This is a genomic window from Streptomyces himastatinicus ATCC 53653 (genome assembly GCF_000158915.1).
GTDB classification, from domain to species: Bacteria; Actinomycetota; Actinomycetes; order Streptomycetales; family Streptomycetaceae; genus Streptomyces; species Streptomyces himastatinicus.
Map to the genome: position 1 here is coordinate 1,441,703 of NZ_GG657754.1, position 1,724 is coordinate 1,443,426.

At 64.7% G+C, this 1,724-nt stretch carries 1 protein-coding gene and 1 pseudogene; both read left to right on the forward strand.

What is annotated here, in order from left to right; genetic code table 11:
* The first annotated feature begins 849 nt into the window (after positions 1 to 849).
* Positions 850 to 1,299 (forward strand): PTS sugar transporter subunit IIA, encoded by a 450-nt coding sequence (locus SSOG_RS05470; protein ID WP_009713211.1) that lies wholly within the window; start codon positions 850 to 852, stop codon positions 1,297 to 1,299.
* A gap of 95 nt (positions 1,300 to 1,394) precedes the next feature.
* A pseudogene (locus SSOG_RS05475) lies at positions 1,395 to 1,724 on the forward strand (phosphoenolpyruvate-utilizing N-terminal domain-containing protein); the annotation flags it as partial.

Below are 1,724 nucleotides of genomic sequence, written 5' to 3' on the forward strand. Positions count from 1 at the left end.
CCCGTCGTCGCCTTGGTAGGCCATCACCCCACCAACAAGCTGATAGGCCGCGGGCTCATCCTTCACCGCCGGAGCTTTCCATCACCAGACCATGCGGCCGGTGATCATATCCGGTATTAGACCCCGTTTCCAGGGCTTGTCCCAGAGTGAAGGGCAGATTGCCCACGTGTTACTCACCCGTTCGCCACTAATCCACCCCGAAGGGCTTCATCGTTCGACTTGCATGTGTTAAGCACGCCGCCAGCGTTCGTCCTGAGCCAGGATCAAACTCTCCGTGAATGCTTCCAGGTAATCCTGGTTACACATCACGAGAGCGGAACCACCGGAGGAATAATCCGATGGTTCACAGCGTCCTCGCTGTGTGTTTCTTCAAAGGAACCTCGACCACATCATGTGATGCGGACGGGGTATCAACATATCTGGCGTTGACTTTTGGCACGCTGTTGAGTTCTCAAGGAACGATCGCTTCCTTTGAAACCGTATCACCGGTTTCTCCGGGCGCTTCCCGTTCGGTGTTTCACACGCTATCAGACCCTTTTCCGCTTTCCGAATCCTGTCTTTCGCATGGCATGCAAAAGCAGATCCGAGATCTGGATCAAGTGACTGAAGGTGCCGCCCTCACCTGGACGCGCCCGCAGCTGACTGCGATGCTTCATCCGGATGGGCAGGAGTACGACAGTACAGCGCCTCACGCGGCCGTGGCAAATCGATTCGGGGCCCCTGGACGGGTCTCCGGCCTGCGCCGCTTGTGCGGAATCCCAAGTTCCTATGACTTACGCTTCTGGGCAGTGCGCTGTCCGGGACAGGCGGTGACAGCGCGAGATGGATCTTCACCCCGGGAGGCTTCCCATGACCACCGTGACGTCTCCGCTCGCCGGGCGCGCGATCGGACTGACAGCGGTTCCGGATCCGGTGTTCTCGGGCGCCATGGTCGGTCCGGGTACGGCGATCGACCCGGTGCTCGAGCCCTCCGTGGCGGTGGCTCCGGTGGACGGCATCGTCGTCTCGTTGCACCCGCACGCGTTCGTGGTCGTGGACGAGGAAGGGCATGGGGTGCTCACCCACCTCGGGATCGACACCGTGCAGCTGAACGGTGACGGCTTCGAGGTGCTCATCAACAAGGGGGACACCGTCAAGCGCGGTGACGCGATCGTGCGCTGGGACCCCGCGGTGGCCGTGGCCGCCGGCAAGTCGCCGATCTGCCCGATCGTGGCCCTGGAGGCCACGGCCGACTCCCTCTCCGCGGTCCGGGAGGACGGCGATGTGAAGCCGGGCGACACGCTCTTCAGCTGGACGTGACCTCGACGTCGTCCGGAACCGGTCCGGGCGGCATCGACGGCTAGTACGACATCCACCACGGCGGAGATCCGCCGTATCAACCGGGGACAGGTGACATGGAGACAACGCTGCGAGGCGTCGGCGTGAGCCACGGGGTGGCCATCGGCGAGGTGCGCCACATGGGCACGGCGGTGCTGGAGCCACCGGCGAAGCAGATTCCGGCCGACGAGGCGCCGCGTGAGCAGGGGCGGGCGCGCCAGGCGGTGGAGGCCGTGTCGGCGGATCTGATCGCGCGGGGCAATCTCGCGGGCGGTGAGGCCCAGGCCGTGCTCGAGGCGCAGGCCATGATGGCGCAGACCCGGAGCTGATCGCCGACGTCGAGCGGCGCATCACGGTGGGCAGCACCGCCGAGCGCGCGGTGTACGACGCGTTCGCCGCGTACCGGG

What these genes read in the sequence shown, in the direction of transcription:
- SSOG_RS05470 (WP_009713211.1), top strand. Translation starts at nt 850, where the DNA reads ATGACCACCGTGACGTCTCCGCTCGCCGGGCGCGCGATCGGACTGACA.